This is a genomic window from Mucilaginibacter sp. P4_E8, from assembly GCF_056401495.1.
On sequence record NZ_JBFUJG010000210.1, the window covers coordinates 1 to 6,433 of the forward strand.

At 40.0% G+C, this 6,433-nt stretch carries 3 protein-coding genes; all 3 read right to left on the bottom strand.

Annotated features, from left to right (window positions below; translation table 11 throughout):
* On the bottom strand, positions 1–2,085 hold a 2,085-nt coding region (locus AC1DRQ_RS28780), incomplete at its 3' end, for an ABC transporter permease (RefSeq protein ID WP_477429158.1).
* A gap of 230 nt (positions 2,086–2,315) precedes the next feature.
* Entirely contained in the window at positions 2,316–4,700 is a 2,385-nt protein-coding gene (locus AC1DRQ_RS28785) for an ABC transporter permease (RefSeq protein ID WP_477429160.1), read from the bottom strand.
* A gap of 162 nt (positions 4,701–4,862) precedes the next feature.
* Positions 4,863–6,433 (bottom strand): FtsX-like permease family protein (locus tag AC1DRQ_RS28790; RefSeq protein ID WP_477429162.1); only part of this gene is annotated, 1,571 nt, incomplete at its 5' end.

Here is a 6,433-nt window from a genome sequence, read left to right on the forward strand (position 1 = left end):
AAATGTTACCAGGCCAAACAAACCCAGGCACGCTATACAAATAGCCATTAAGGTAAATACGAACAGGATTTTTCCTTGCTTTTGTTCGGATTGGTATTGGTTGGCAAAATTCTGATCCAAAAAATGAAATTCAACTTTGTTTTCGATATCAAACCGGCTGTATATTTTGCCGATATAATTAAGGGTGGCTGCTATATTGTTTTTACCCACACGTACATATAAATTATCCTCGTCGTTTGCTGTAGCGGGCATTTCCAATACCATTAGCGCAACTTTATGTTGTAACGAATAGGTGTTAAAATCTTTAACTACACCAATTATTTTTTGGGTGATAACGTTTCCCTGCTCATCAACCCCTGTACGAACAGATTTGCCCACCGCATCCTTCCAGCCTAATTCATTCACCAACGTTTCGTTCACTATGATCGATTCTTTTTTATCAGTAGGCATTGCCGGCGAAAAATTGCGACCCTGGGCCATCCTGATCTGCATGGTGGGTATAAAATCTTCATCAATAACCAGGTTCTCTACAATTTTCGATTCCGGATTTGTTTTTCCATCGGCACCAATGTTAAAGTTTCCTGATCCTATATTATTATTACCTATCGGGTTACCAGCAATACCAACGCTTTCAACCGCCGGGTTTTGCATCAGCTGACTTTTTATAGCCGCTATTTTACTCCTGGCCGATTTATCGCTGATATGAAATGTGAGTACCTGGGCTTTATTGAAACCCAGGTCTTTGTTCATTACATAATGCAATTGCTGATATATGATGCACGAGCCGGCTATCATTACTATAGTGATGATGAATTGAAAAACCACTAACGATTTCCTGAATAATACGGTTGAAGCCTGACTACCTATCTGCCCTTTCATAGCCGAAATAGTGCGAAAACCAGAGAGTAATAAAGCAGGGTATAAACCGCTCAAAATACCCGTAATTAAAGAAAACGCGATGAAAGCAAAAACTGTTTTAGCCAAACCAAATTGAAGCAGCACTAAAGTTTTACCCGATATTTGATTAAAATAAGGTAACACAAACTGAATTAATACACCGGCCAACAACGTAGCGATCACGGTAAGCATAATTGATTCGGCAAAAAACATAAGCATTAGCTGTTTTTTGCTGGAGCCGATCACCTTGCGTACACCAATTTCCTTAATCCGTACAGATGAACGCGCAGTAGTTAAGTTCACATAATTAATAACCGCTATGGCCAATATCAATAATGCAACAGCACTAAATACATACACATAGGTAATATTTCCATTTGAGCCCAGTTCATAATCTAAATTTGATTTAAGATGGATGGATGTAAGTGGCTGAAGTTCCATCTGATAATGCATTGGCCCAACTGCGCCTTTAAGATATTTATTAAAGAACACGTCTGACGCTGCTTCTATTTTCCCGAAATCGTCATGATCTTTTAGCAACAAGTAAGTATGCAAATTAGAGTTACCCCATTTGTCGGTATAATTTGCGGGGAAGGAGCGCAGGGCTGCAAAAGTAAAATGCGAATTTACAGGCACATCGTCTATTACACCCCTAATCGTGGTTGGATTAGTTTCTATCAGGATAGTTTTATCCAAAGCACTCGCGGCGTCRCCAAATAATTTTTCGGCCAGCGTTTTTGTTAATACGATGGATTGGGGCTTGGATAAAGCAATATGCGGATCGCCATATAAAAAATGATAGCTGAAAACGTTAAATATGGCATTATCTGTAAAAAACATGCCCCCTTCGTTTACTTGTTTATCGCCATAGGTGATTTTACCACCACCTTCTGCATCAATGCGAACAGCGTCCTCAACTTCTGGATAATCGTTCTTTAATGCCGGTGCAAATGGCGCCGATGTTACAGCTAAATTAAATTTACCACCGTTCCAACTACCATGCTGCACCACACGGAATATGCGGTCGGCTTTATCGTTATAACGATCGTAGCTCCACTCGTCAGCCACATATAAGGCGATCAGCCAAAACGTAGCAACACCAATAGCAAGACCGCAAATATTTAACAATGAAAAAACTTTGTGTTTTATCAAATTTCTCCAGGCTATTTTAAAGTAATTCTTCAACATGGTGTAAATGGTTTAAACCTTACCTGTAAAATGCGTACCAATTAAATAAACAACTCATTTACAGGCATTTAAAAAGCACAAAGATTAACCAAACGTTCGCATCTGAAACACTCGTTGTGCGGATATGATACAGTTTTAGGGTGAAAGGTGAGCCCCTCCCACCACCTCACAAATTTCGGCCTCTTTCTTTTACCTTTCTACCTTTTGCTTTTTGCCTTTTACCTCTCCCCCTACTCGCTTCTTAAACTTTTAACGGGATTGGTAAGTGCTGCCTTAATAGCCTGAAAACTTACCGTAGTAAAAGCTATAATAAGCGCCAGTATCCCGGCAACAACAAATACCCACCAGCTGATGTCTATGCGGTATGCAAAATCCTGCAGCCAGTAATGCATACATAGCCAGGCAACGGGAAACGCTATCAATGATGATATGAGCACCAGTACCAAAAACTCCTTCGAGAGCATATTGACTATTCCTGATACCGAAGCGCCTAACACTTTACGTATGCCAATTTCACGGGTGCGCTGTATGGTGCTGTATGATGCTAAGCCTAATAAACCCAGGCATGAAATAAATATGGCCAGCACCGCAAAATACAGGAACAGGTTACCAAAGGTTACTTCAGATACGTATTGTTTATTAAAACTTTCGTCAATAAATACATAGTTGAACGGACGCTCTGGAACCAGCATTTTCCATTTATTTTGAATTGCCGTGATAGTGGCCGGGATACTTTTTGCCGCTATTTTTAAAGTAAATACATTAGTACCCCGGGCGTTGATACGCATATTTAAAGGCTTTACAGTTTCCTGTAACGATTGAAAGTGAAAATCTTTTAATACACCTATAATTTTACCCTGTCTGCCCCATTGCGAAAAATTTCTGCCAACCGCGTCTGCGGGCGTTTTGTAGCCAAGGCTTCTCGCTGCTGATTCATTGATGACTATAGCCTGGGTGGTATCTGTACCAAAAGCCTTTGAAAATATGCGGCCCGCAGCTACTTTCATTTCATATTGAGGAATATAATCATAGTCAACATCATACATATTCATGTTCATCTGCTGCATGACACCGGTGTTATTTTGAATTTCGGAATAGGCAACACTATTACCAAGACCAGGTAAAGCCCCCGATGTGGTTGCGGAGAGTACATTAGAAATCTTTTTTAGTTCGTTCTTGATCAGTTCTGAACGACTTTGTACCGCGCTGTCACCACTAAAATCAATACTAAGCATTTGGTTTTTTTGAAAACCAAGCGGCTGGTTTCGCATGTAATTGAGCTGATCATATACGATAACGGTTCCGATGATGAGTATAATGGAAATAGCAAACTGAACAATAACCAGGCCCTTGCGCAGCAATATGCCTTTGGTTGATTTGCTGAACCTGCCTTTTAGTATAGTTACCGGTTTAAAGCCTGATAGCACCAATGCCGGGTATAAACCAGCGGTAATACCAATAAAGCAGGCTATAATGAACAGCTGAAATAAATAGCCATTGCTAAAGATACTGTGACTGATAACCTTACCCGATAATTGATTAAACAACGACAATAAAAGGAAGCTGAACAAGCCCGAAAAAACAAAAGCTATCAGGCAAATAATAACCGACTCACTTAAAAACTGAATGGTTAACTGTTGCCTTACAGCACCTATCACTTTACGGATACCTACTTCCTTTGCCCGCTCTGTAGCTCTTGCCGTTGTTAGGTTGATAAAATTGATACATGCTATTAGGGGTATAAAAACCGCGATGATCGAAAAAATACGAACATTATATAAATTTCCGGATTCAGGTGCTCCTCTTTTTGATACCATATAAACATCTTTTAACGGCTCCAGAAAATAATCGTAATCCATGCCCTGTTTTTTGTCATTGGCGCTGTAATGCTTGTTTACAAATGCTGGCATACGCGCCTGTAGTTTATGATAATCATACCCTTTAGACAGCATGATATAGGTGTAGTTACCAAAGTTACCCCACTGGTTTAGCCTTCCCGGATTCTGTTTTTCAAGAGTTGATAAGGAAACCAGCATATCGAACTTGAAATGTGAATTTGCCGGAACATCTTTTATTACAGCCACTACCGATGCCGGATTCTTACTGTCAAGTATTAATGATTTACCAACGGCATCGGCGCTGCCAAAATATTTCTTAGCAGCGGTTTCGGTCATTATCACCGTAAAGGGTGCTTGAAATGCCTTATTTACATCGCCTTTTATTACCGGGAAAGTAAACATCTTAAATAGCGACGGCTCCGCGAACTGCATATTGTTCTCCTGAAATTTCGAATCGCCGTACTGAACCAAAAATCCGGTGCCAAATATCCTTGTATTGGCTTTAATTTCAGGATAATCCTGTTGCAGCGCGGGCCCTATTGGCGCAATTGACGATGGCCAGTGAAGTGCTTCGGTTGGCGTCTTAATGTCCGAAACCACCCGGTAAATTTCGTCGGAGTTTTGATTAAAATTATCATAACTCAGCTCAAATTTCACATACATGAAAATTAAAAAGCAAGCAGTCATACCGATAGCAAGCCCTATAATATTGATGAGTGAAAAGCTTCTGTGGCGCCAAAGGTTCCTAAAAGCTATTTTTACATAGTTTTTTATCATGATACTTTTTTTGGAGCTTAAAGCATAAAGCTGAAGGCTTAAAGCTCTACGCTGTGATTCGTTACTAAATATTAAAAAGCTTTTATGCCTTTGGGCTTCCTGCTTCTATTCGTTTCGTAAATATTACAAAGCTTTCTGCCTTCCGCTTTAAGCTTTCTGCTTCTATTCATTTCTTAAACTTTTTGTGGGATTTATAGTGGCTGCTTTTATAGCCTGGTAAGCTATGGTGATGCCTGCTATCAGGAATGATGTGCCTATGGCTATAATAAATATCCCAGGACCTATATTAATGTGATAGGCAAAGTTTTGCAACCAGTTATGCATTACATAATAACCAAGTGGGGCCGCTATCAGGAATGCTATCCCTATTAAAAAGATAAACTCACGGGTAAAGAGGTTAACAATGCTATATAAAGATGCTCCCAGTACCTTGCGAATGCCTACTTCTTTAGTACGTTGTGATGCAGCAAAGGCAATTAACCCATACAACCCTAAACAGCCTATTAAAATAGCTATGTATGAGAACAGCTGGAAAGCGGTATATACTTTTTGCTCCTGTTTGTACATTGCAGCAATATGCTCGTCAATAAATTCATACTGAAACAGATTATCAGGAAACAGTTTTGACCATTGCTTGCCTATGTAGGCAATGGTTTTGCTCATTGAGGTTGGCTGTATACGAATGCTGGCGGCAAAAAGGTTATCTGCACTGTACTCCAATACGCAAGCTCTGCGTTTTTTATGTTTTGATTCGCTTTGAAAATCCTGTACAACACCAATAATGGTGGAGTTTTGATTGCCATTTAAGATTACATGTTTATTAATGGCTTTTTGCGGGTCATGCATACCTAATGCCTGCAACATGGTTTCGTTAATAACCACATGGTGTGTGGTGTCTTTTTCATTCTTTTTAATGATCTTTTCGCCTGCCAGCATTTTCAACTGAAACATGTCGGTATATTTTTCATCAATAAATTTCACCTCTGTAACATTATCCTTTGTAAATCCCAGTTCGGGCGAAGAAAAACTGGTAAAGGAGTCATTATAACTTGGTGCACCTGATGAAAAACTAAGGTCTTTTACACCTGGATAACTTTCCAGTTGTTGTTTAAAAACTTCGCGTTTGACCTGATCAGGCAGGTTAACAGAAATAACGGCTTCCTTATTAAAACCCAGGTCCTGGTTTTCAAAAAAGTCCATCTGATGGGCAACGACCAGTGTTCCTACAATTAAGATCTGAGAAATGGCAAACTGAGCAATTACCAAACTTTTGCGCAGGGTTAAGCCACGGGATGAAACACCTGCCTTATTTTTAAGGGAATCAACGGGCTGAAATGCCGATTGAATAAAAGAAGGATACAAGCCCGCCAGCAAAATAACCAACAAAGTTATGGTCGCTATCCAGCTCATAACAATGGGCTGAAGTAATTGGCTGGTATCAATATTAATTGACATCCATTTTCCCGCCTGGGTAAGGAAAGTAGCGCACAGGAGCACTCCCAATATCACCGATATAAGAACGAGCACCGTGGTTTCGCCCATAAACTGCCTGATGAGCTGCGAACGGGTTGCACCCAACACCTTACGCACCCCAACTTCTTTTGAGCGCCTTATAGCCTGGGCTGTTGCCAGGTTTATAAAATTGATACAAGCCGTAATGATAATAAGCAATGCCACACCTATTAATGCCCAATAAGTATCTCTTGATGTAGGAGTTACAACGTTATTAATAT

Coding starts and splice junctions, on each gene's coding strand:
- AC1DRQ_RS28785 (WP_477429160.1), bottom strand. CDS start 4,700: ATGATAAAAAACTATGTAAAAATAGCTTTTAGGAACCTTTGGCGCCAC.